The organism is Proteus columbae, from assembly GCF_002777965.1.
GTDB lineage: Bacteria > Pseudomonadota > Gammaproteobacteria > Enterobacterales > Enterobacteriaceae > Proteus > Proteus columbae.
The window spans coordinates 144,711-169,718 of sequence record NZ_NGVR01000028.1 but is presented as its reverse complement, the minus strand read 5'-3'; the positions used below and the strand labels follow the sequence as shown (position 1 = coordinate 169,718).

Sequence of the window (25,008 nt, the reverse complement as noted above, 5' to 3'; positions counted from 1 at the left end):
TATGAAATTGCTTCCTATCACTGCAGTGCTGTGTTCTGCACTTTTACTGCAAGGTTGTATCGGCGCAGCTGTTGTCGGCACGGCCGCAGTTGCGGGTAAAACTGCAACCGATCCTCGTTCATTAGGGCAACAAGTTGACGATGGTACCTTGGAAGCTCGTGTTTCTGGTGCTCTAAACAAAAACGAACAGATCAAGAAAAGCAATTCACGTATTGTAGCTACCGCTTATCAAGGCAATATTCTGTTAACAGGTCAAAGCCCTGATATGTCTGTTGCGAATACGGCAAAACAAGTCGCAAGTCAGGTTGAAGGGGTGAATAACGTCTACAACGAAGTTCGCCAAGGTGAGCCTGTGACATTAGGCACAGCATCTTCAGATACATGGTTAACAACCAAAGTGCGCTCTCAAATTTTAGGCAGTGATTCAGTAAAATCTTCTTCTGTAAAAGTGATCACTGAAAATGGTGAAGTGTTCTTATTTGGTATTTTAACCCGCCAAGAAGGGGCTGCTGTTGCAAAAATTGCCAGTGAAACCAAAGGGGTAGTAAAAGTAACCACCGCATTTACTTACCTTAACTGATCCCATTAGTAATATCGTTTTTAGATTATCCTGACAGTATCGGTCTTTATAGTAAAATGACCGATACTTTCAGTTTCTTTTTCAACTAAAACTCGCCTTTACTCAACAAGCTGTTAGCGTCTTAACATCCCTTTATCAATAATAAAATCGATAATAGTTTCCAAACCCACTTTTTCTTTTAGATTTGTGAAAACATAAGGCTTCACAGGACGCATTCTTGCTGTGTCTGCTTCCATCACTTCTAATGATGCACCAACATAAGGCGCTAGATCGATCTTGTTGATCACGAGCAGATCAGAGTGGGTAATACCAGGGCCACCTTTACGAGGGATCTTTTCACCTTCGGCAACATCAATTACGTAAATGGTTAAATCAGCAAGCTCTGGGCTAAATGTCGCACTTAAGTTATCACCACCACTTTCCACAAAAACGATATCCAGATTTTTGTGGCGCATAGCTAATTCTTCAACCGCTGCAAGATTCATTGATGCATCTTCACGAATAGCAGTATGAGGACAACCTCCCGTTTCAACACCAATAATACGATCCGCATCTAATGCTTCAGCTCGCGTTAAGATCTTGGCATCTTCTTGAGTATAAATATCGTTAGTCACAACCGCGATTTCATAAGTGTCGCGCATGGCTTTACAAAGAACTTCTAGCAGTGCGGTTTTTCCTGATCCAACAGGACCTCCCACACCAATACGTAGTGGTTGATTATATTCTTGCATATAGATGTCTCATGAACGAAAAAGTCGAGTGTATTGTGTTTCATGGCGACTACTGGCAATAATTTGCGCGGGTGTAAAACTCCCAATATCTTCCGTTGGCCAATGTGCGGATTGCTCAACAATTGCAGGGATCTGCTCTGCTAATGTAAACAATGTTTTCTGCCCTGCACTTTGTCCTAATGGGATCAGTTTTACTCCTGACATCACAGTATTTTCAAGCCAACCCCAAGCGTAAGCACAACATAACTTTTCAGAGGAAATATTCCATTTCACAGCAGCTAACGCAAACGCCATAAGTTGTGTCTGCTTTACACACGCTTGTAAAATTTCATCTAACTCAATATCTAATTGAGGAAGTAAACGAGCAAAAGCGATACCTCGTTGGCGCTCTTCTTGTCTTAACTCTTTAGTTTCACGACTTGCGACAATAAAATCACACCAATATTTCACTTCACTCATTTTAGCTTGTGCCAAATTTTCTTGTAATCGCCGTAAGATAGGGAGCTCTAACGTTGCTAAAGTGCTGGTCATTTGGGTACTTAGCCAATCCGCTAATGTTTGAGGACAACAAACCCACCCCTTTTCAATCGCCCACTCTAACCCTTGAGAATAAGTAAACGATCCCACAGGTAAAGAAGGACTGACTAATTGATATAAGCGTAGATCTGCAAGCATCAATAGGCTCCCTTATTCAAATAATTAGTGATGATGATGATCGTCGTGAGAGTGATGATGGTGATGATGACCACCTGACGATCCACCATAAGCACCCGGTTCAGGTTGGTATTTCTCTAAACCCACAACCACATTAGCGCCTAAGCCTCTCGCCATATCATCTAAAACATGATCATGAAAATAACGACACCACCCCGCTTCAATTTGTAATGGAACATGACGATTACCTAAGTGATAACAAACACGAGCCAATAATAGCGGATCGTCACTATATACAGTCGAAACTTGCTCTTTTGCAGCTTCAATCGTTACCAGCGTATTATCTTCTGACAGTAAGATATCGCCCTCTTTTAGCACCGTACCACGAGGCAAAAATAGCCCAGCTTCTTGTCCATCACTTAATGTCACTTTTAAACGACTTTTGGTTCGTTCATCCATCGTTAAGCACAAAGTAAGCGCCTGTTTTTCTGACATTGCTGTTTCAAGCACTTTTTGTTTATCAATAAGTTGAGTAAATCTCTTCATTCTCTACATTCTCGGTAAAACGCTAATCAAAAGAGGAAATAGCGTTGTGCCATGGGTAATTGCGTTGCAGGTTCACACACTAATGGCACACCATCAGCTTTCACAATATAAGTTTGAGGATCAAGCTCGATATGAGGCACATAACTATTGTGGATCATCGAAGCTTTCGTAATATTACGACAACCTTTAACACGACCAATTAAGCTCTTTAAACCTAGCTTTTCAGGTACACCTGCGTCGATCCCTGCTTTCGACATAAAGATCATCGACGTTTGATATTTCGCTTTACCTAAACATGCATACATTGGACGATAATGCACAGGCTGAGGTGTTGGAATAGCGGCATTAATATCACCCATTGGTGCATAAGCCACCATGCCACCTTTCATGATCAATGCGGGTTTCACACCAAAGAAAGCTGGATCCCATAAAACTAAATCAGCCAATTTCCCTTTTTCAATAGAACCGACTTCATGTGCGATACCATGCGCTAAAGCAGGATTAATAGTGTATTTCGCTACATAGCGTTTAATACGATGGTTATCACTTTCAGCGGTATCACCTTCTAATGTGCCACGTTGTAATTTCATTTTGTGTGCACATTGCCAAGTACGAAGAATAACTTCACCTACACGCCCCATTGCCTGCGAGTCCGACGACATAACAGAAATAGCACCCATATCATGTAAGATATCTTCTGCTGCAATGGTTTCACGGCGAATGCGCGACTCAGCAAAAGCCACATCTTCAGGAATAGAAGGATCAAGGTGATGGCAAACCATCAACATATCAAGATGCTCATCTACCGTGTTAATGGTATAAGGCATTGTAGGATTGGTTGAAGCGGGGAGAATATTCGGCTCTCCGACTGATTTAATTACATCAGGTGCGTGCCCACCACCCGCGCCTTCGGTGTGGAAAACGTGGATCACTCGGCCGGCTATCGCTTTCACGGTTTCTTCGTAGAAACCCCCTTCATTTAAAGTGTCAGAGTGAATAGCAACTTGCACATCCATTTCATCGGCAACATTAAGGCAGTTATGAATTGCCATTGGTGTTGCGCCCCAGTCTTCATGAATTTTTAGACCAATAGCACCCGCTTCAATTTGCTCACGAACTGCTTGCGGTTGACTCACACAGCCCTTACCGAATAAGCCAACGTTAATCGGGAGTTCATCAACCGCTTCTAACATACGGTGCATGTTCCAAATACCGGGGGTTACTGTGGTTGCATTTGTTCCAGCAACTGGCCCTGTACCACCACCAATAAACGTGGTGACACCAGACACTAAACCTTCTTGTGCTTGCTGAGGGCAGATAAAGTGAATGTGCGTATCAACGCCACCTGCGGTAACTATTTTACCTTCGCCTGCAACCACTTCTGTGGCAGGCCCTACAACAATATCCACATTAGGCTGTACATCCGGATTACCCGCTTTACCGATACCCACAATGCGGCCATCTTTAATACCGATATCCGCTTTTACGATACCCCAATGATCTAAAATAATGGCATTTGTAATAAGCACATCGACACATTCAGCATTGACGACTTGGCTCTGCCCCATACCATCACGAATAACTTTACCACCACCAAACTTGACCTCTTCGCCATAAGTGGTGAAGTCTTTTTCAATTTCAAGAAAAAGCTCAGTATCGGCTAATCGCAGACGGTCACCCGTTGTTGGACCAAACATATCCGCATAAGCTTGACGTGAGATAGTTTTCATTTTTTCTCACTCTCTAATTTACCCATCACTTTGCCGTGAAAGCCGTAAATTTCACGCTTTCCTGCAAAAGCCACTAATTCAACAGTACGGCTTTGACCCGGTTCAAAACGAACCGCCATGCCCGCTGGAATATTTAAACGAAAACCTAATGTGTCTTCTCGTTCAAATTTCAACGCTTCATTCACTTCATAAAAATGATAATGAGAGCCGACTTGCACGGGTCTATCGCCATGATTGGCAACCTGTATTTTTTTTGTTTCTCGACCTGCATTAAGTTCGATATCGCCTAATGCTTGGTTAACTCTAATTTCACCAGGTATCATGTTGTCACCTACACAATAGGATCATGAATAGAAACAAGTTTTGTACCATCAGGGAATGTACATTCCACTTGAATGTCTTTTATCATTTCTGGCACACCTTCCATGACTTGGTCCGCAGTCAAAACAGTGCGCCCTTCACTCATCAATTGGGCAACGGTTTTACCCTCTCTCGCCCCTTCCATAATGGCGCAACTGATCAATGCAACCGCTTCAGGATAATTAAGCTTGAGCCCTTTCGCTAAACGTCTTTCAGCAACAAGACCCGCTGTAAAAAGCAGTAATTTATCTTTTTCTCTTGGTGTTAATTCCATTTCTGCTCCTAAAATTAACGATTATGTCGCCCATATACGAGGCGGCTCAGGACAATAACCTAACCAGTGTTCTCTTACGGTTTGCCAAACTTGTGCAAAACACGCCATCATCGGCTCTGTTTGCGAGCCTAATAACCGTAAAACTAAAATGCCATCAACATCCGTTAAACCATATTCAATCACACTGTTTTGGGGTGCTGAAAAAGCCGTTAATCTCTGCTGAATAACACTTTTTAGTTCATCAGATGCAGGATAAATATAAAGTGACCCTAACATCGGAAATTCACGCATGGCAGCCGATCTTTTTTGTAAACCATCGACAAAAAGCGACTCAGTTAATGTCAGCTTTTCATCGATATAGAAATTTAAACGCCCTTTTACATTGCCATTTTCAAACCATTCATTTAAAACGGGGCGACCAAAACATTGGATTTCCCAGCCAATAAATCTGGCTGTAGAGGCAATATGAATATGCGTTTCTAGGCAAACTTGAGCTTCAGGAAAAAAGATATTTTCTTGAGGCAACCATTCTAAAAAGCCATTAGCTGCCACTTTTAGGGTTTGAACTTGCCGAGCAACACCGCCTGCACTACGGTAAAATTTAGTGGCTCCGGGTGTTGTGAGCAACGCGTGCGCTTGAGGCTGCACATCAATATTGATCAATAGTTTATCGCCACCAACCACACCACCTGGGGGATGAAGCAAATAAGTGTGTGCAATACCTTGCTCAGGATAAAAAGGACGCTGAACCATTAATGGGCCGATATGGCGCTTTTCTGTAAGACGTGTTATTTCGCGTTTTACTTCATAACGTAAAACGATTTCAGCAAGCCAACCCTTCCCTGAAAAGTCAGACATACTCACTCCTGCCAACTCGGCAAAATTATCAATAAATCAGGAAAATACGTGAATACATACAGCGCTATCCATAAGATTGAGTCATTCAAAATCAAATAGAAAATAAGCTAATGAATGTTGGATAGGGTGTGGATAAAAGACAAACAGTGATATCCTAAGAACAGGATAATCTCCTTCGTCTGTGACGCGCGATTCTACACCTTATTACGAAAAATGTGTTTTGAATAAATAACAATTTATTTAGAAAAAATGACACTGTTTAAAATAAATGTAAAAAATGAGCAAATATCTATATTGTCATGTTTTATCAACAAGATTATATTCTGCTTCGCCCTCATTCGGCTTTGCATGACAACACTAATTTAAATTAGAATAATCTCTCTATTTATTATTCTAGACGTGGCTTATCAGTTTATACAACAAATGAGCTAATTTTGAGTATTGTTCATTTAAGTAATGATTAATGCTTAACTTGCCTACGGTATATCGGAGATCATGGAATACAAACACATCCTGTCCTCTAACCAAATGTCTTTAAAAACGTTTTACATCGAAAACCCGATGATAGCGATGGTTAGTGGCGCAAAAGGTACGATTTGCATCAATGGGCAAACTATTGATGTATCTAGCCATTTAACGCTTATTATTCCGAAATACAGTCAAGTTTCTTGCGATATTGTCAGCCAATTTACGCATAAATCTATTGAACTACACACTCTTGTGTTGTGTGAAACAGAGCTTCAGTCTGTTTTCTCCTTACTAAAACCTTTAATTAAATCTAGCTCGCCACTAACAAGCCACCTTCCTTCTTACCATTTATTGACCCCTGAAGTGATAAAAAGTAATTTTGGCATTTTAAAACAGTGTTTACCGCTACCACATGGCACTCCATCACAAGAAACCATGTTTATGCAGCAGTGTTTATTCTTTATTTTAATGGCGGTACATCAGGCAGGTGTGGATATTCTAAATATCTTTCGTTTTAACTATGATGAGCCGAAAAATCAGGCCATTACACACTTGATAACACAAGATCCACAGCGAAAATGGCATTTAGAAGATGTCGCAAAAACATTGTTTACGACACCATCGACATTACGTCGGCATTTAAATAAAGAGGGTGTTTCATTCTGCCAATTACTATTAGATGTCAGAATGGGGATCGCCTTAAACTACCTTACATTCTCTAATTATTCTGTATTTCAAATCAGCCATCGTTGTGGCTTTGGAAGCAATGCTTATTTTTGTGATGCTTTTAAACGTAAATACGGCATGACACCGTCACAGTTTCGGATTCAATCTCGTCAAGCTAATGATCCATCGACAATAAATCAAATGTCAGAAAAAATCGCAGAGCCAGAAAATAAAGTGTTTCCAACCTTATAAAGGTGTTACAAATTATTTTTCTTTAAAAAGGATGTTCCACCCATTAGCCGCATCTGATTTAAGATCCACTGTTGCCGTTTTAGGGTATAAGCAGAAGGTTTATTTACGTGATAAATATGCGGATTAGGTAATACTGCGGCTAATAATGCAGCTTCATAGCTTGTAAGTTGTTTCGCTGGCTTTCTAAAATAGTGTTGTGAAGCCTGCTCTACACCGAAGATCCCATCACCAAACTCAACAATATTCAGATACACCGTTAAAATACGTTTTTTTGACCAAATAAGCTCGACAACTGGCGTCATTCCAGTCTCAAGCCCTTTTCTTATCCAACTACGACCATCCCATAAAAAGAGATTTTTGACTGTTTGCTGAGAAATAGTCGATGCACCACGTAATGTTTTACCGTTGTTATGATTTTTTTTAAAAACTTTCTCAATAGCATCAAAATCAAAGCCCCAATGTTTGGGAAAATTTTGATCTTCAGAAGCAATAACGGCTAAATACATCACGGAAGCTATCTCGTTTTCACTTACCCAAGTGGAATGTGATACATAAGAGAAATCAAACTCACTCCAAGCAGAAATTTGTCTTTGAACCATAACAGCAGAAAAAGGTACAGGTAAAAAAGAAAACAGCACAACTGTTAACAGCCATAAAGCAATTAAAATAATTAATAGTTTCTTTAACTTTCTCACCAGTACCATCTGCTGTTTTTACCTACTATTTATGCCATCTCAAGGACTTTCTTAACCAGTTTCTCAATACCTACCTGTGCTTGTGCAATAGATTGTGCAAGCATATACGCAGGAGTTGTGACAACACGATGTTTTTCATCAACAACAATATCATCAACAGGGCAATCTATATGGATGCCGCCCATCTTTTCAATTGCACGAGCGGTTTCCGCGTCATTTCCAATTGTTAATTTTACTGGAGAATTTAACATTTTTGGTAACATTACAGGTGCAATACATATTAGCCCTAATGGCTTATTTTGCTGATGCATCGCTTGTACAAATCTTAAGAGATCTTTGTTAATTTCACAGTCACTCCCTTTTGTTGCGAAATTGCATAAATTCTTCGCTGCACCAAAACCACCAGGAATAATGACCGCATCAAAGTTTTCAGCCTTTGCCTCTGATAAAGGGGAGATTTTCCCACGAGAAATACGAGAAGATTCTTCCATCATATTCCTTTTTTCTGATTTTTCTTCACCTGTAATATGATTAATTACAGTTGGTTGTAAATCATTAGGTGAAAAATAATGAACCTCAGCATTATTTTGGCTTAAAGCAAGCATTGTGAGCACTGATTCATGGATTTCACTCCCATCGAATACACCACAGCCACTTAAAATTACCGCAATTGATTTCATATCTTTCTCCGTTTGTAGTAGATTACTAGTTACCCATTTATAGGTGTAAACACCAATCGGCATCACATATTTAAATGTTTCTTGTAACAAAAAAACTTATCTTTGCTATTTTGTTGCTTGTATGATGTATGGAATAGTTTCATCCTATTCGCCTATGTAATGAGAATCAAAAAAAGCGGATAGAAAAGTTTCCCTGGTGTTGGCGCAGTATTCGCGCACCCCAACCTTCGGTTGGGGTTATTTTTTTCTAGTGTCTGATAACCAATTTCTTAAACTTTCCACATCCTTTCTCCAATCTCTTTCTAGCTCATCTACCCACTCTTGCACATTGTCCCACCAAGCGGGTAATTCCGATGATTGGATCTGTTTAGCGAGTTGCTGTAAATGTTTTAAACCAATAGAACCAGCAGCCCCTTTAATTTTATGTCCTTCCTCTGAAATTCCCTTCTCATCACGAGCTGTTAGGTTAGATTCAAGGACTGACATATAACTTGGCATCATCTTTTCAAAAACATCTAGACCATCAGTGATTAATTGAGGTCCGACAAGTTCGATGTATTGATTCAGCATGTCTATATCTAACAACTCTTCATTTTTATTCAACAATTCCGATGACTCATTACATGGCACAGAAACCGCACCATCACCCCAGAATTTATTGATAATCGCGGTAAGTGCATCCACAGAAAGTGGTTTACTTAGCACATCATTCATTCCCGCATCCAAATACTCTTTTTTATCTTTCAAAACATTTGCTGTTAAAGCGATAAGCGGAGGAAGTTCATTACTGTCAAATTCTTGGCGTAATTTTCTTGAAATATCAAACCCTGTCATATCCGGTAATTGAATGTCTAATAGCACTAAATCATATTCATCAGGCTTAAACATCGATAACGCTTCTTGTCCTGTCATTGCTACATCAACGGTATTACCTAATTTTTCTAAAACAGAGCAGGCAACAATCACGTTAAGTTCAATATCTTCAACAAGCAGAATATTTAAAGCAGGTAATAAGAACTCATCATCACTTTCGATATCATGGTGCTCTTCAATCGCAGGAGCGACGATAGAGAGGGTAAAGGTAGAACCCTCACCTAACTCACTCTCAACACGAATATCGCCGCCCATATGCTGTGCTAAGCGTTTTGAGACAGCAAGTCCGATACCTGTTCCCGTTGCAGAACGACCACCTTGACTATCATTGACCTGATAGTACATGGCAAAGATCTTCTCAAGCTCACTTTTTGGAATACCAATTCCGCTATCTTTTACTTCAAAGAACAACTTATCTGGCGCTTCTTGCCAAATACGGACTTTGATTTCACCTTCTTGGGTAAATTTCACCGCATTACCAATGAGATTCCATAAGATCTGGCGTAATCGAGTCCCATCAGAGGTTATCTTATGCGGTAGCGTTTCTTCTGCTTCAAGTGTGAATTTCAATCCTTTTGGCTGTACTAACAATCCAGACAGGTTTTCTAAATCAGAAATAAATTCAGTGAAGTCAATTGGCTGATTATCTAACTGAATTTTTCTACGCTCAATTTTGTCCATCTCAATCACGTCATTAAAAATATTCCCTAACGTAATCGCACTCACATGGATCGTTTTTAAGTAATTGAGTTGTTCTGGTGAAAGCTCGGTATCCAATAAGATACGGCTTAATCCAACAATGCCATTTAGCGGTGTACGCAATTCATGGCTGATTGTTGAGATAAAGGTGGTTTTATCACGGCTCGCGTTCTCTAACGCGTCTTGATAGCGCTTACGCTCTGTAATGTCACGTCCAAAGCCCATTAAGCCATGACGTTTACCAATTCGATCATAAAACGGTACTTTGCGCAGTTCAAAACAAGCCTTGCGACCATCAGGATAAACTAACCACTGCTCATAAGTGAGTGACACATTATGACGGAAGACTTTTTCATCCGTTTCCATCACTTTTATCGCAATATCTTCGTCATACACATCAAGTGGTGTTAAACCGATAAGTTGCTTCTCACTTTTACCTGTCAGTAATTCCGTCGCACGGTTACATCCTGAAAATTCATTATCTTCATTACGGTAATAAACTAAGTCAGGAGAGGCATCTAGGAATGAGCGTAAAAGTGAGGATTGCTGTTCAAGCTCGATTTGCGTCAATTCACGGCGCTTCATTTCACTTTTTAGTTTTTCTAGTAGTTCAAGGTGTGCTTTTTCAACTTTTTCACGCTCTTGAATTTCCAAGTTTAATTGCTCAATATTCTCTTTTAATTGAGAGTTAAGCTCTAAATCGCGCTGGCGCATTACACCTAGTTTATCCACCATACGAGATAAACGGCGTCGTGACTCTTCAAGTTGTTCAACCACAACAGAGAGAAAATAGACAGCCCAAGGCGTAATAATCAGCCCAAAGAAAATAGAGCGAACAAGGTCAATACTGGTAACATCACCTGCAAGCAAGAATGTCACCGCCATTTGAACAACCATCGCTAAAACAACTAATGCAGAAGCTAACAACAATGAGAAGCGAATTAGCCCCAGCCTCATCATTAAGTCAACGTAGTATTGGGCAAGCCCTTTGAGCAATTTCATTGAAAACTCCAATATATTGAATCTATGGAATGATAACCCAAAAATGAATTGGCGCAGTGGCGAACATTCAGAAATCTTGCTAAGAGTGATTATTTCTCATTACTTTGTTTGATTTAACCCTCTATTTTCTCTCAACGAGTCTATTCGGGATATAGGCATTCATAAAAATAATACAAAACCAAGCAACATAGACGATAGCAATATCAACGATAAATAGACCTTATTAGAAAAAATGCAATTTGTCTTTTTTTATACAAAATGTATAAAAACAATAAAACTCCAAAATCAATATATTCATTAGAATAACTCACTACCCGTTTTTATCATTAAAGGATGAGATAAAGCTAAATCGCCCAAATAAAGTGATATAGCTCACATTAAAAAATCGCTCCCATACTATTTTAAAATAGAATAATTTAGTTATTAATCAATATATTAAAATAAAAATTTCCTTATCTATTTCATCTCAGTCAAATATCCCTACACATTGACCTGATTTTTATTTATCGATAAGTTGAAAAGGCATTGCATAGCAATATAAAAAACACACCAAGCTAGGCAAACACAACATCACCCGACTGAGCACCCATAAATTTACCTACATACTTTGAGCCAAAACGTTCCTTTTGCGCTCTTTTTTGAGGTGCCCAGTAAACTAAGTAGGAAGCAAAAAAATGCTCTATCAAAAGACACAGGAAAAAGACAATTGTGGGTTTGGGTTGATCGCGCATATTGAAGGGCAAGCCAGCCATAAGATTGTCAGAAATGCCATACATGGTCTTGCCAGAATGCAACATCGTGGTGCTATTCTTTCTGATGGTAAAACCGGCGATGGATGCGGATTACTCTTACAAAAACCAGAGCGTTTTTTCCAATTAGTTGCACAAGAAAAAGGCTGGCATCTAGCAAAAAATTACGCCGTAGGGATGCTATTTTTAAGCCAAGATCCCAATATTGCTAAACAGTGCCGTCTCATCGTCGAAGAAGAGCTACAACGTGAAACGCTTTCCATTGTCGGCTGGCGTAAAGTGCCTATTAACACTGATATTTTAGGTAGTATTGCCCTTTCGTCTCTTCCTTTAATCGAACAAGTTTTTGTTAATGCCCCCGCAGGCTGGCGGATAAGTGATATTGAGAGACGACTCTTTGTTGCCCGCAGACGCATTGAAAAGCGCATTACTGACAATGATTTTTATATTTGTAGTCTTTCTAATTTGGTGACGGTTTACAAAGGCCTCTGTATGGCCATCGATCTACCGCGTTTTTTTACCGATCTTGCTGATCTACGCATGGAATCTTCAATATGTTTATTCCACCAGCGTTTTTCAACTAACACCACCCCTAGATGGCCTCTTGCACAACCTTTTCGTTATTTAGCGCATAACGGTGAAATTAATACCATTACAGGTAATCGCCAATGGGCTAGAGCTCGTGCCTATAAATTCCATACTCCACTTATTCCTGATCTACAAAGTGCTGCCCCTTTTGTGAATGAAAGTGGCTCAGATTCAAGTTCACTCGACAATATGCTAGAACTTTTTCTCAATGGCGGTATGGATATTGTTCGTGCAATGCGACTGTTAGTGCCACCTGCATGGCAAAATAATCCACAAATGGATGAAGATCTTCGCGCCTTTTTTGATTTTAATTCAATGCATATGGAGCCTTGGGATGGCCCTGCGGGCATTGTATTATCAGATGGTCGTTATGCCGCGTGTACGCTAGATAGAAACGGCTTACGCCCTGCTCGCTACGTTATCACCACAGATAACATCATCACTTGTGCTTCTGAAATTGGTATTTGGGATTATCAGCCTGATGAAGTGCGAGAAAAAGGACGAGTTGGTCCCGGTGAGTTAATGGTTATTGATACTCATCATGGGCGCATTTTGCACTCTGCCGAAACCGATGAAGATTTAAAAAGACGCCATCCTTATAAACTGTGGCTAGAGCGCAATGTCAGACGTTTAACGCCGTTTGAAGAGTTACCAGAACAACAAGCCACAGGACAACGCGCCTTTGATGACACGTTATTAGCCACTTATCAAAAACAATTTGCATATAGCCAAGAAGAGCTTGAAAGCATTTTGCATGTACTGGCAGAAAACGGGCAAGAAGCCACTGGCTCAATGGGCGATGACACGCCATTTGCTGTACTTTCTCAACGCCCTCGTCTTATTTATGACTATTTCAGACAAAAATTTGCGCAAGTAACAAATCCTCCCATAGATCCATTAAGAGAAGCGCATGTCATGTCTTTAGCGACCTGCATTGGACGCGAGATGAATGTGTTTTGCGAAGCAGAAGGTCAAGCACATCGGCTGAGTTTTAAATCGCCTATTTTGCTTTATAGCGACTTCCAACAGCTTATTAACCAAGAAAATCCTTATTACCAATCTGTTTATCTTGATATCACTTATCAACCAACAGAATGCAACCTAGAAACAGCATTACGCCAATTATGCGCAAAAGCACAACAGGAAGTTCACCGTGGTGCGGTATTATTGGTTTTATCAGATAGAAATATCACTAAAGAACGACTACCTATTCCGGCACCTATGGCCGTTGGCGCTGTACAAAAAGCGTTGGTAGATAATAATTTACGTTGTGATGCCAATATCATTGTCGAAACTGCCAGCGCCCGTGATCCTCACCATTTCGCCGTATTACTCGGATTTGGTGCTACTGCTATTTATCCTTATCTTGCTTATGAATCTTTAGCTCAACGTGTTGATAAAAAAATCCTGCAAGCAAGCTATGCCCAAGTGATGCTGAATTACCGCAACGGCATAAATAAAGGGTTGTATAAAATCATGTCCAAAATGGGTATTTCAACCGTTGCTTCTTACCGTTGCTCTCAACTTTTTGAAGCTGTTGGATTAAATGATAACGTTGTCGAACTCTGTTTTGCGGGCGTTGATAATCGGATTAATGGTGCTGATTTTAGCGATTTTGAACACGACTTATTTAATTTATCTAAGCGGGCTTGGTTAACTCGTCATCCTTTAGAAGCGGGTGGTTTATTAAAATACGCTCATAAAGGGGAATACCACGCCTATAACCCTGATGTCGTTCAAGCACTACAAAAAGCCGTAAATAGCGGGGAATATACTGACTATCAACATTATGCAAACCTTGTGCAACAGCGCCCAATTACAACCTTACGCGATATGCTAGTTCTCAATAACAAGACAACGCCTATCTCGATTGAAGAAGTCGAACCTGAAACAGAGTTATTTAAACGCTTTGATACCGCCGCAATGTCAATTGGGGCACTAAGCCGCGAAGCTCATGAAGCGCTTGCACAAGCGATGAATACATTAGGAGGATATTCAAATTCAGGAGAAGGTGGCGAAGATCCAGCTCGTTACGGTACGAATAAAGTCTCACGCATTAAACAAATTGCCTCGGGTCGTTTTGGCGTGACGCCTTCTTATCTAATGAGTGCCGATGTTTTACAAATCAAAGTAGCACAAGGGGCAAAACCCGGAGAAGGAGGACAACTTCCCGGAGATAAAGTGACACCTTATATTGCGCAACTGCGTTATGCCGTGCCCGGTGTTACCTTAATATCACCGCCACCGCATCACGATATCTACTCTATTGAAGATTTAGCACAGCTTATTTTCGACTTGAAACAGATTAATCCAACTGCACTGATTTCTGTAAAACTCGTGTCAGAACCCGGTGTGGGCACCATTGCTACTGGGGTTGCCAAAGCTTACGCGGATTTGATAACCATTGCAGGTTATGACGGCGGTACAGGTGCAAGCCCTTTAACGTCCGTAAAATATGCAGGTAGTCCGTGGGAACTCGGTTTAGTTGAAACTCAACAAGCGTTAGTGGCAAATAGTCTACGCCATAAAATTCGTTTACAAGTCGATGGTGGATTAAAAACAGGTCTAGATATTATTAAAGCGGCGATTTTAGGCGCAGAGAGTTTTGGTTTTGGTACTGGTCCAATGGTGGCATTAGGCTGCAAATATCTGCGCATTTGCCATTTAAATAACTGTGCAATGGGTGTTGCAACCCAAGATGAAACGCTCCGTCGTCACCACTATCACGGATTACCAGAACGCGTTATTAATTACTTTCGTTTTATTGCGCAAGAAACCCGTGAGTTAATGGCATTACTTGGCGTGAGAAAAATTACGGATTTAATCGGTCGAACGGATCTGCTTTCATGCCTAGAAGGTGTTAGTAGTAAACAGCAAAAACTCTCTTTGGGTGGGTTGTTAGAAACAGCAACTTCACCATCAGGCAATGCGCTTTATTGTCAGGAAAATAATGATACTTATGATAAAGGCGAATTAAATCAGCGTATTATTGCTCAAACCAGTGACGCTATTGAACAGCAAAAAAGCCAAACATACTATTTTGATATTCGTAATACAGACCGCTCTGTGGGAGCAACATTATCAGGCATTATTGCTAAAAAACAGGGTGAAAGTGGCTTATCTGCCACACCAATTAAACTCTATTTTACGGGAACCGCAGGTCAAAGCTTTGGTGTATGGAATGCACAAGGCGTTGAATTAACCTTAGTGGGTGATGCTAATGATTATGTAGGCAAAGGCATGGCAGGAGGTCGTATTGTAATTTCGCCTCCAGTTGGCTCTGCATTTAAAAACCATCACGCAACCATTATGGGCAATACCTGCCTTTATGGCGCAACAGGCGGAAAACTCTATGCCTCTGGCTTGGCAGGTGAACGTTTCGCCGTCAGAAACTCTGGTGCGATTGCTGTCGTTGAAGGCGTTGGTGATAACGGCTGTGAATATATGACTGGCGGTATTGTCTGCATTCTGGGTAAAACAGGGATTAACTTTGGTGCAGGAATGACGGGGGGATTTGCCTATTTATTAGATGAAGATCTCACGTTATCGCAACGGATCAACACTTCGTCGATTGAGTTGCTTCCTGTTGCATCTTTTGCCATTCTCGCTGAACATCTACGTGGCATGATCGCAGAACATGTCAGACTAACAGGCTCACAGCAAGGAGAAAGATTACTTTCACAGTGGGAATATTGGTCACAACACTTTAAGTTAGTTAAGCCAAAATCCAGTGATGTCAATGCGCTACTTGGTCATCCTCGTCGTTCATCTGCTGAATTACGCGTTCAGGCACAATAGGAGAATATTATGAGTCAGAATGTGTATCAGTTTATCGACTTAAATCGTGTTGAGCCGACTAAAAAACCATTAGCAATTCGCAAAATTGAGTTTGTTGAAATCTATGAGGCCTTTTCACCACAGCAAGCCTCCGCACAAGCTGATCGCTGTTTAAGTTGCGGGAACCCTTATTGTGAATGGAAATGCCCTGTTCATAATTACATTCCTAATTGGTTAAAGCTGGCAAACGAAGGACGTATTATTGAGGCAGCAGAGCTTTCACATCAAACAAACAGTTTACCTGAAATTTGTGGTCGCGTTTGCCCTCAAGATAGGCTTTGTGAAGGCGCCTGTACGCTTAATGATGATTTTGGTGCCGTTACAATTGGCAATCTTGAACGTTACATCAATGACACCGCCTTAGCACAAGGATGGCGTCCCGATCTTTCTCACGTCACAATGACCGATAAAAAGGTTGCGATTATCGGCGCAGGTCCTGCGGGTCTTGCCTGTGCAGATGTTCTAATTCGACAAGGTGTGAAACCTGTTGTTTATGATAAACATCCAGAAATTGGGGGGTTACTTACATTTGGGATACCCTCTTTTAAACTCGAAAAATCACTGATGATCCGACGCCGCGAATTATTTAGTGAAATGGGTATCGAGTTTTGCCTTAATACGGAAATAGGCAAAGATATCGCCCTAAATACCCTAATAACACAATATGACGCTGTATTTCTAGGATTGGGCACTTATCACAGTTTAAGCGGTCATTTTCCTAATGAAAATGCTAATGGTGTTTATAGTGCCCTACCTTATTTAATTGGTAATACACGTTATTTAATGGGTTATGGTGAAGATCCTCAAACACCTTATATTGACCTTAAAGATAAAAATGTAGTGATATTAGGAGGTGGCGATACCGCAATGGACTGTGTGCGCACTGCAATTCGACAAGGTGCAAATAAAGTCACTTGTGTTTATCGCCGTGATGAAAGCAATATGCCGGGTTCAAAACGCGAAGTAAAAAATGCCAAAGAAGAAGGTGGCGAATTTTTATTTAATCTTCAACCTATAGATATTGAAGTCGATAACCAAAATAAAGTGGTTGGTATTCGCGTTATTAAAACTCAAGGCGATAAAACATTAACGCCGATTGAAGGAAGTGAGCATTTGTTATCTGCTGATGCAGTTATTCTGGCATTTGGCTTTAAACCTGCACATTATCCCTGGTTAGATGAAAATAATATTGAATATGCATCTTCAGGTAGAATTATTATTTCAGATAATCAAGAAATACCAAATCAAACAACAAATCCTAAAGTGTTTGCTGGGGGCGATATTGTACGAGGATCTGATCTTGTGGTAACAGCAATAGCAGAAGGAAGAGAGGCTGCCGAAGGAATATTGCAATATTTATCATGTTAAATATTTTTATTTTCGTTATTTAAAATAACAATTTCTCTTGTTTATTATCCCATTTAATTTAAGTGGGATAATTTTTCAAAATTATCGGTGAAATTAATAAATAGTATTTAAGGATCATCAAGATATCAGACTAAATAATCATTCTCATTACCATTTAATATAATTTATAGAGTAATATTTTGATAAAAAGCGATATTCTTTTTTGTATCAAAATAACACTCTTTATCTATAGTAAATATAATTTATTTTCGTATTTTTTACTTTATCTCTTTTTATTTAACTTTTTCGTCATCTTTTAATGATCATTGTCTTACTGCATTTGTTAATAACATCACAGTCTAAAAAAATAGATTTTATTTCGGCTATTAAATTTGATAACAATCAAATATTGTCAACCTACCAACTTCATAATGGAGTCACCTAATAACTTTACAGAAAAATATAATTTATTGATGTTAGGTTCGTTTTCACAATTAATAGTATTGTCATAATTAACTAGGGGATCACTATGGTGATGCAACTTATAGCGGTAGCCGTTATTATCGTAACTGTCTATTTGCTAATAAAAAAATATGAAACCCGAATGGTGCTAATCGGTGCGGGTTTATTACTCTGTATTTTAAGTCTGAGCCCATTAGATGCGTTTACCGCATTTAGTGAGCGCATGGTGTCTTCATCATTAATTCAAGCAATCTGTTCGAGTATGGGTTTTGCTTATGTTATGAAATATACCAAATGCGATATGCATCTGGTTCATGTTTTATCAAAAGTAATGACTCGTCTGGGCTTCTTTCTTATTCCAGCTACGGTTGTCGTAACGTATTTTATTAATATCGCAATCCCATCAGCAGCAGGTTGTGCGGCAGCGGTAGGTGCGACACTCATTCCATTATTAATCGCAGCTCGTATTCACCCAGCTATCGCTGGTGGTGCAGTGTTATGTGGTACTATCGGTTCAATGTTAAGCCCAGGTATGTCGCATAACGCCTTCGTTGCTAACATGGCAAATATGGAAGTAGTTGATTTAATCGCTCGCCATAGCCCATATAGCTTAATGGCTGGTGGTATCGCAGCAGTTTCACTGGCAGTTGTCGCTTTAGTGAAAAAAGAGTTCAAAATGGCTTCTGCTGCCAGTGATGCATCATCTTCATCAGCACAAGCAACATCAGAAGCTGTTCGCCCTAACTACTTATATGCAACAGCACCTTTTATTCCATTAATCCTGTTAATTCTGCCATTCTTCGAGTCTTTCAGTACATTTAAACTGTCTGTACCAGCGGCAATGTTAATCGGTTCTATCTATGCTCTGTTCATCACATTAACTAACCCTGCTCAAATTACGAAAGAGTTCTTTAAAGGTATGGGTAATGCTTATGGTGATGTATTAGGTATCATCATTGCAGCAGCGGTATTCGCCGCAGGTCTGAAAGCATCTGGTTTAATCGACGCGTTCATCAACTTCTTAACTCATTCTCCTGAATTCGCTCGCTGGGGTGGTACTTTAGGGCCATTCTTAATGGGTATTATCACAGGTTCTGGTGACGCAGCAGCATTCGCATTCAACGAAACAGTAACACCTCATGCTGCACAATTCGGTTATGAAATCCCAGACATGGGTATGGCAGCGGCATTATCTGGTGCGTTAGGTCGTACTATGTCACCACTGGCAGGTGCAGCAATTGTTTGTGCTGGTCTTGCAAACGTAAACCCTATGGAAATCGCAAAACGTACTGCACCGGGTATGATTATCGGCGTCATCGCTGTTGCGTTATTCATGTTATAAGTGGAGAAATGAATATGTCAGCAATTACACTAGAAAAATTAATTAAATGGCGTCGTGAATTTCACCAATATCCAGAAATTGGTTGGTCAGAATTTTTAACCACAGCAAAAATCGTCAAAGAACTACGTAGCTTAGGTTTAGAAGTTAAAGTTGGGCCAGACGTTATCAATCAAGAATTTGCTTTTGGCCGCCGCCGTCAAGTCGTTGAAAAAGGCCTAGCCGTTGCCAGAGAGCATAAAGTTGATGAAGCTCTGCTTGATGAAATGAAAGAGCTAACTGGCTGTGTGGCTATCTTTGACAGTGGTAAAGCAGGTCCAACAGTCGCACTACGTTTTGATATCGACTGTGTTGGTGTTAACGAAGCAACCGAAACTAAACACCGTCCTCATGCCGAAAACTTTGCATCTTGCCACGCTGGCGAAATGCACGCTTGTGGTCATGATGGACACATTTCTATCGGTTTAGGTGTTGCTCACTGGCTAGTTGAAAATAAAGATAAAGTCATCGGTAAAGTTAAAATCTTATTCCAACCAGCAGAAGAAGGTGTTCGTGGCGCTCGTGCGATGGCTGAAAGTGGTATCGCTGATGATGCAGATTACTTCTTAGGTGCGCACTTAGGCTTTATCGCAAACAGTGGTGAAATTGTTATTAACCCAACACATTTCTTATGTACCACTAAATATGACTTCCGTTTTAAAGGAGCACCATCTCACGCAGGTGCAGAGCCAGAATTAGGCCGTAATGCATTAGCGGGTGCTTGCCACGCAGCAACACAAATGCTGGGTATTTCTCGCCATGGTAAAGGGATGTCACGTATCAATATCGGTGTATTAAAAGCCGGTGAAGGCCGTAACGTCACCCCAGCTAATGCTGAAATGCAAATTGAAGTTCGTGGTGAAAACGAAGAGATCAACAGCTTTATGGCTGCAAATGCAGTACGTATGGCTGAAGGCGCAGCACATAGCTTCCAGTTAGAAATGGAAAGCGAAATCATGGGTGAAGCCGTTGATCTGACGAATGACCAAGAACTGATTGATGTGATGACTAAAGTTGTGGGTAAACATTCTGAGCTAACGGCGGTTGCAACTCGCCCATTCGGTGGTAGTGAAGATGCAACAGTATTAGCAAAACGTGTACAACGTTGTGGTGGTAAATCACTGTACTTCGTTGTGGGTGCCGACAGAACAGCTGGTCACCACCAAGCCGGCTTTGACTTCGACGAAAAACAATTAATGACTGCAGTTAATCTTTACACTGGTTGTTTAGAAGAACTGTTGAAATAATTTTTCAGTAATACAATCCCATAAAGCGCTCAATAGCAATATAGAGCGCTTTTTTTGTGCAGAAAAAACCCAGTTCATTTGAACTGGGTTTTTCATTAATACAAATAAGATAATCTCTTATTTTACAACACGCAGTGCTGGACGACCCGCTGGGCGAGGTGGCTCTGGATCATCATCTGGTGAAGAGGTATCAGCTTCAACAGCTTCATCAGTGACAAGAGATAAACCTTCGCTAGCCGGAGCTATGTTGTTCTCTTCACTATCATCTTCAGCAAACTGTAATGATGCACCAGATTCATAAGCAGGCTCTGGCTCAAACATCATTCCCGCACCGTTTTCTCTCGCATAAATAGCCATAACAGCAGCCATAGGCACTCGTACTTTACGAGGTATGCCACCAAAGCTTGCACTAAATAAAACCTGATACGGCGTTAACTCTAAGTCATCTACTGCACGAGATGAAATATTTAGTACAATTTGACCATCGTGCGCATATTCCATTGGGACTTGAACACCAACGACATTCACATCAACAACTAAATGTGGTGTTAAATCGTTTTCGATGATCCAGTCATAATGCGCACGTAATAAATGCGGACGACGCGGAGACATATCCATAATCTCCATACTTAATTACCCTCTTGAAGGTAAGCGCATCTCACGCTCTGCTTCGGTTAATGACGCGAGGAAAGAATCACGTTCAAAAACACGTTGCATATAAATTTGTACATCTTTAGCACCAGCACCACTTAAATCTACACCAAGTACTGGTAAACGCCATAACAGAGGAGCAAGGTAGCAATCAACTAAGCTGAACTCTTCACTCATAAAGTAAGGATATTCTTTAAATACAGGAGATACAGCCAGTAGCTCTTCTGCTAACTGTTTACGAGCAGCATTTGCTTGCTGTTCAGTTCCTTTTTCGATGGTGTTCATTAAAGAATACCAATCATGCTCGATGCGATGCATCATTAAACGGCTGCTACCACGAGCAACAGGATAAACTGGCATTAAAGGAGGATGAGGGAAGCGTTCATCAAGGTATTCCATGATGATGCGTGAATCATACAGAGTCAGCTCACGATCAACCAAAGTCGGTACACTTTGGTAAGGATTTAGATCGATAAGATCCTGTGGAAGATTACCAGCTTCAACCTGTTCAATTTCAACACTGACACCTTTCTCCGCTAGGACAATTCTGACCTGATGGCTGAAAATATCAGTCGGACCGGAAAACAAAGTCATTACCGAACGTTTGTTGGCAGCGACAGCCATGAAAACCTCCAAGTTAATCAATTAAAGAAATGAATTAGCACAATGCCTTTTTCATTTCCCCATTCCTAAAAGACAAGCACACAAACGCAGTAAACCTAAATAAACATTTAAGTTATTAACTGCATTGGGTAACTACCTGTATAACAGTGTTATCGTGGGATAATCATATTTTACAGGGTTAAAAACTCACCTGTCTTTGCGGCACATATCATTATCAAGTAATACCAAAATAATCATTTAACAATCATTATTGTCATAATAATTTTGGTATGACTTTCAAACTCATCACTGGTATTACGATCAATATACCCATTGGCAACATGATGAAGTCATAGAAAGAAAGACACCAAAGCCCGCTATTCTACCAGAATTCATGCCACTTAGGGGGGCTAATGCAAATAATTCAACATAATATGCCACACTATCTTAAAAGTAAGATTATAATATCAAAAAATGAAATTATTTAGAGATAACATCTAAAAAATAGGCTTTTTAATACTATCGTTATCTTACATAAAGCCAGTTTTATGAGTAACAGCCTCAATGTATTAGCAACATTATGTTTTTATTATTAATAAACACAAATAAGTCAAAAATAAAAAACCCGCCTGTGAAGACGGGTTTTCAACATCAAATTGATATCTAAAAGATAACAAATTAACGTTTAGAGAACTGTGGACGACGACGTGCTTTACGCAGACCCACTTTCTTACGTTCAACAGAACGCGCATCACGGGTTACGAAACCAGCTTTACGCAGATCAGAACGTAGAGTCTCATCATATTCCATCAGTGCACGAGTGATACCGTGACGGATCGCGCCAGCTTGACCAGAAATACCACCACCTTTAACAGTGATGTATAAATCTAATTTACCCAGCATATCAACTAATTCCAGCGGTTGACGAACAACCATACGTGCTGTTTCGCGGCCGAAGTAAACTTCTAGGCTACGTTTGTTGATTACGATATTACCGCTACCTGGCTTAATGAAGACACGTGCGGAAGAACTTTTGCGGCGACCTGTGCCGTAGTATTGATTATCAGCCATTGCCTATTATCCCGATTAAATGTCCAGAACTTGCGGTTGTTGTGCCGCGTGGTTGTGCTCAGATCCTGCGTAAACTTTCAGTTTACGGTACATCGCACGACCCAGAGGCCCTTTTGGCAGCATGCCTTTTACCGCGATTTCGATTACACGCTCAGGACTACGGGCGATCATCTCTTCGAAAGTCGCTTGTTTGATACCACCTACGTGACCAGTATGACGGTAGTAAACTTTGTCAGTACGTTTATGACCAGTTACCGCTACTTTCTCAGCGTTTAAAACGATGATGTAATCACCAGTATCAACGTGCGGAGTATATTCCGCTTTGTGCTTACCGCGTAAACGGCTAGCAATTTCAGTTGCTAAACGGCCTAAAGTTTTGCCGTCTGCATCAACAACGTACCAGTCGCGTTTTACGGTTTCTGGTTTAGCTGTAAAAGTTTTCATTATTGAAAATTACCCAATGTTTAGTTACACGTTGGTGAACGCTCGGTTCAAATACTATTGAGGTTCACACGACTCTTGTGTCCAGCAAACCTACCCCTTCGAGTAGCACTGCTGACTCTAAAATGCGAGTTTTTTGGGAAATAAAAAACTTGCTGCAACGTGGGGTCGCAAGATTATAGAGAAGTCAGAAAAAAAAATCGAGTCATAATTGAAAAACAATTGAATTCTTTTTCAATATTTCAGCGAAAAAAACGAATCTGGCACTTTTTTCTGATTTGACTGATAAATTCTTGCTACCTGAAGAGAAGAATTGTTCCTTTCCAGAGCGCTTGTAAGCTGCCTAATGCTTTCTATTTTCATAGAAAAAAACATCAAGCAACCTAACCTGCGTCATCCTACCATAATGAAAGATGACTTTCTTCAAGAATTAAAAATTAAGCGAGATGGGGTTGTACTAAATATTCTTCACTTTGCATCTCTTGCAAACGGGACAAGCAACGCTGATATTCAAAACGTAAAAAATCACCTTGGTAAATCTCGTTCATTTCTACATTTGCATTAATAATAAGTTTTACCTTACGCTCATAAAACTCATCAACAAGCGCAAGAAACCGACGTGCAGCGTCTTCATTTAATGTCCCCATTTGTTCCATGTCATATAACAAAACAGAGTGGTAATGCTTAGAAAGCTCAATGTAATCAAGCTGGCTACGTGGTTCCATACACAAGGTTGAAAAGTTAATAGCGAGCACTCCACTAGATGCTTTTCTTGCTTTCATGGGGCGATGATTGATGGTTAAGGTACAATCAACTTGTGATTCGCTGGTTGCCAAGTGCATGAAAATTCTATCCATCTCTTGCCGATTTTTATCGTTTAATGGCGATAAAAAGAGATGTGCTTGCGTTAATGTTCTTAACCGATAATCAATCCCTGCATCCACATTCAAAATATCACAGTGTTGTTTAATTTGTTCTATTGCAGGTAAAAAACGAGAACGCTGTAACCCATTACGATAAAGTTCATCAGGAGGAATATTCGACGTTGCTACCAACGTGATACCTCTGACAAATAATGCTTCAAGTAATGTACCTAAAATCATCGCATCAGTAATATCAGAAACAAAAAACTCATCAAAACAGAGCACATCAGTTTGCTCTTTAAAGCCATCAGCAATAATTTCTAACGGATTTTCATGGCCTTGTAAGTTTTTTAGTTCTTCTTGAACACGTAACATAAAGCGATGGAAGTGTAAGCGAAGTTTTCGTTCTGTCGGCAAGCTTTGATAAAACATATCCATCAACCATGTTTTACCTCGCCCAACACCGCCCCACATATATAAACCACGTTCTGGTGCAACAATCTGTTTTTTTGTGCGAAGTCGCCCGAACAATCGTTGTGTTAGCGAATTTTTTTCTGGTGGAGTCTCTTTTAATAATGCATGGTATATCTGTTGAAGATGAAGAACCGTTTTTCGCTGAACATCATCAGGTTGATAATCACCTTGCTTCAATGCGGCTTCATAAAGTGATAATGGCGTACTAACAGTCATGAATGCCCTCTTA

At 40.2% G+C, this 25,008-nt stretch carries 21 protein-coding genes; 6 read left to right on the top strand and 15 right to left on the bottom strand.

Translation table 11 applies throughout. From position 1 onward, the window contains the following. Position 1 precedes the first annotated feature (1 nt). Positions 2-580, top strand: a complete 579-nt coding sequence (gene dolP / locus CBE70_RS15325; RefSeq protein WP_023582845.1) for a division/outer membrane stress-associated lipid-binding lipoprotein — start codon at positions 2-4, stop codon at positions 578-580. A gap of 113 nt (positions 581-693) precedes the next feature. Here dolP and ureG read toward each other — a convergent pair whose 3' ends face one another. The 7 genes from ureG to CBE70_RS15290 are packed head-to-tail and all read right to left on the bottom strand — an operon-like array spanning position 694 to position 5,733. Further along, positions 694-1,311 (bottom strand): urease accessory protein UreG, encoded by a 618-nt coding sequence (ureG, locus tag CBE70_RS15320; protein ID WP_006535303.1) that lies wholly within the window; start codon positions 1,309-1,311, stop codon positions 694-696. A gap of 9 nt (positions 1,312-1,320) precedes the next feature. Next, the gene (locus tag CBE70_RS15315; RefSeq protein ID WP_198585732.1) at positions 1,321-1,986 is read right to left on the bottom strand and encodes an urease accessory protein UreF; all 666 of its coding nucleotides are present in this window, start codon (positions 1,984-1,986) and stop codon (positions 1,321-1,323) included. Between the two features lie 24 nt (positions 1,987-2,010). Next, positions 2,011-2,511, bottom strand: coding sequence for an urease accessory protein UreE (ureE, locus tag CBE70_RS15310; RefSeq protein ID WP_100159996.1), 501 nt, complete (start codon positions 2,509-2,511; stop codon positions 2,011-2,013). Positions 2,512-2,537: 26 nt separating this feature from the next. Further along, positions 2,538-4,241 (bottom strand): urease subunit alpha, encoded by a 1,704-nt coding sequence (gene ureC / locus CBE70_RS15305; RefSeq protein ID WP_100159995.1) that lies wholly within the window; start codon positions 4,239-4,241, stop codon positions 2,538-2,540. After that, positions 4,238-4,564 (bottom strand): urease subunit beta, encoded by a 327-nt coding sequence (locus CBE70_RS15300; protein ID WP_100159994.1) that lies wholly within the window; start codon positions 4,562-4,564, stop codon positions 4,238-4,240. Before CBE70_RS15300 ends, ureC begins: the two co-directional genes overlap by 4 nt. An 8-nt stretch (positions 4,565-4,572) precedes the next feature. Continuing rightward, on the bottom strand, positions 4,573-4,875 hold the full coding sequence (gene ureA / locus CBE70_RS15295) for an urease subunit gamma (protein WP_100159993.1): 303 nt from the start codon (positions 4,873-4,875) through the stop codon (positions 4,573-4,575). Between the two features lie 21 nt (positions 4,876-4,896). Then, complete coding sequence (locus CBE70_RS15290) at positions 4,897-5,733, bottom strand: urease accessory protein UreD (protein ID WP_100159992.1); 837 nt, start codon at positions 5,731-5,733, stop codon at positions 4,897-4,899. Positions 5,734-6,228: 495 nt separating this feature from the next. Between CBE70_RS15290 and CBE70_RS15285 the strand changes: the two genes are divergently transcribed. After that, positions 6,229-7,119 (top strand): AraC family transcriptional regulator, encoded by an 891-nt coding sequence (locus CBE70_RS15285; protein WP_100159991.1) that lies wholly within the window; start codon positions 6,229-6,231, stop codon positions 7,117-7,119. Between the two features lie 5 nt (positions 7,120-7,124). On the opposite strand, the gene mtgA is transcribed toward CBE70_RS15285, so the two are convergent. From mtgA to arcB, 3 genes are all read right to left on the bottom strand, one after another. Then, positions 7,125-7,823 (bottom strand): monofunctional biosynthetic peptidoglycan transglycosylase, encoded by a 699-nt coding sequence (gene mtgA / locus CBE70_RS15280; protein ID WP_100159990.1) that lies wholly within the window; start codon positions 7,821-7,823, stop codon positions 7,125-7,127. A gap of 20 nt (positions 7,824-7,843) precedes the next feature. Beyond that, positions 7,844-8,494: an isoprenoid biosynthesis glyoxalase ElbB gene (elbB, locus tag CBE70_RS15275; protein ID WP_100159989.1), complete on the bottom strand. Its 651-nt coding sequence runs from the start codon at positions 8,492-8,494 to the stop codon at positions 7,844-7,846. A gap of 237 nt (positions 8,495-8,731) precedes the next feature. Continuing rightward, positions 8,732-11,068, bottom strand: a complete 2,337-nt coding sequence (arcB, locus tag CBE70_RS15270; protein WP_100159988.1) for an aerobic respiration two-component sensor histidine kinase ArcB — start codon at positions 11,066-11,068, stop codon at positions 8,732-8,734. A gap of 674 nt (positions 11,069-11,742) precedes the next feature. Between arcB and gltB the strand changes: the two genes are divergently transcribed. The 4 genes from gltB (at position 11,743) to CBE70_RS15250 (ending at position 20,676) form a co-directional block, all read left to right on the top strand. Beyond that, entirely contained in the window at positions 11,743-16,203 is a 4,461-nt protein-coding gene (gltB, locus tag CBE70_RS15265; protein ID WP_100159987.1) for a glutamate synthase large subunit, read from the top strand. A 9-nt stretch (positions 16,204-16,212) separates the two neighbouring features. Beyond that, entirely contained in the window at positions 16,213-17,610 is a 1,398-nt protein-coding gene (locus CBE70_RS15260) for an FAD-dependent oxidoreductase (RefSeq protein WP_100159986.1), read from the top strand. 508 nt (positions 17,611-18,118) lie between these two features. Next, complete coding sequence (gene dcuC / locus CBE70_RS15255; protein WP_100159985.1) at positions 18,119-19,393, top strand: C4-dicarboxylate transporter DcuC; 1,275 nt, start codon at positions 18,119-18,121, stop codon at positions 19,391-19,393. 14 nt (positions 19,394-19,407) lie between these two features. Next, on the top strand, positions 19,408-20,676 hold the full coding sequence (locus tag CBE70_RS15250) for an amidohydrolase (RefSeq protein WP_100159984.1): 1,269 nt from the start codon (positions 19,408-19,410) through the stop codon (positions 20,674-20,676). 117 nt (positions 20,677-20,793) lie between these two features. Here CBE70_RS15250 and sspB read toward each other — a convergent pair whose 3' ends face one another. From sspB to zapE, 5 genes are all read right to left on the bottom strand, one after another. Next, complete coding sequence (sspB, locus tag CBE70_RS15245) at positions 20,794-21,303, bottom strand: ClpXP protease specificity-enhancing factor (RefSeq protein ID WP_100159983.1); 510 nt, start codon at positions 21,301-21,303, stop codon at positions 20,794-20,796. Positions 21,304-21,309: 6 nt separating this feature from the next. After that, on the bottom strand, positions 21,310-21,951 hold the full coding sequence (gene sspA, locus CBE70_RS15240) for a stringent starvation protein SspA (protein ID WP_023582862.1): 642 nt from the start codon (positions 21,949-21,951) through the stop codon (positions 21,310-21,312). A 657-nt stretch (positions 21,952-22,608) separates the two neighbouring features. Further along, positions 22,609-23,001 (bottom strand): 30S ribosomal protein S9, encoded by a 393-nt coding sequence (gene rpsI / locus CBE70_RS15235; protein ID WP_004245284.1) that lies wholly within the window; start codon positions 22,999-23,001, stop codon positions 22,609-22,611. A 15-nt stretch (positions 23,002-23,016) separates the two neighbouring features. Then, positions 23,017-23,445, bottom strand: a complete 429-nt coding sequence (rplM, locus tag CBE70_RS15230; RefSeq protein WP_006535327.1) for a 50S ribosomal protein L13 — start codon at positions 23,443-23,445, stop codon at positions 23,017-23,019. 434 nt (positions 23,446-23,879) lie between these two features. After that, a complete protein-coding gene (zapE, locus tag CBE70_RS15225) occupies positions 23,880-24,995 on the bottom strand; it encodes a cell division protein ZapE (RefSeq protein WP_100159982.1) in 1,116 nt (371 codons plus the stop codon). Between the last annotated feature and the right edge of the window lie 13 nt (positions 24,996-25,008).